Here is a 627-nt window from a genome sequence, read left to right as displayed (position 1 = left end):
ACTTCCGGGCCGCCCTCGACTCGGTCGAGCTCACCCCGGAGCAGGACGCCCAGTTCTGGGCCTACGTCACCCACGCCGCGACGTTCATGGTCAACACGCCCGGCTGAGCGGCACTGGTCCAGACCACTCCGACGTTTTTCCGGGTCCGCGTAACGACGGCGGGCGGTCGCGACAGGTAAGGGTGCAAGTCGAGTTCGAGCGGAAGACGAAAATGGCACATCGGCCCACCCCACAGCTCAAGGTCGCCCCACCGACCCTCGAGCCGGACCTCGTGCTGCTTCACCAGCTGGCGGAGCTCAGTGCGAGCTCTTCCCGCGCCGCTCGGGCTGCTCGATACGCCGGCGTTCGTGCCTTTGCCGGGGCGGTGGNNGCAGCGCCCCGCCACCACGTCCGGCGTGCCGAGCTCCGGAGGAACCGTCGGAACCCCACAGTCCGACGTCACCACCTCCGCGCCTGGCAGCCCCTGGTCCCCGGGGCTGCCAGGCACAGAGACTTCCGCGCCGGTCGGCCCGGACCGCGCGCCGAACGAGCCCGGCGGGCAGCCGGCGCTCGACGACCCCGGCAAGGGCAAGGACAAGGCCAAGGGCAGGGGCGACGGCACGGGCAACGGCCACGGCCGGGGTCACG

Annotated in this window: 1 protein-coding gene; it reads left to right on the top strand. The window is 71.8% G+C overall.

From position 1 onward, the window contains the following. Nucleotides 1–395: 395 nt before the first annotated feature. Nucleotides 396–627: hypothetical protein (locus F0U47_RS21650; protein ID WP_223162847.1), on the top strand; the 232-nt coding region annotated here is incomplete at its 3' end.

The sequence above is a fragment of the Nocardioides antri genome (assembly GCF_008373765.1).
Lineage (GTDB): Bacteria > Actinomycetota > Actinomycetes > Propionibacteriales > Nocardioidaceae > Nocardioides > Nocardioides antri.
Note: the sequence above shows the minus strand (reverse complement) of the source record. Positions and strands in the feature narration are given on the sequence as shown.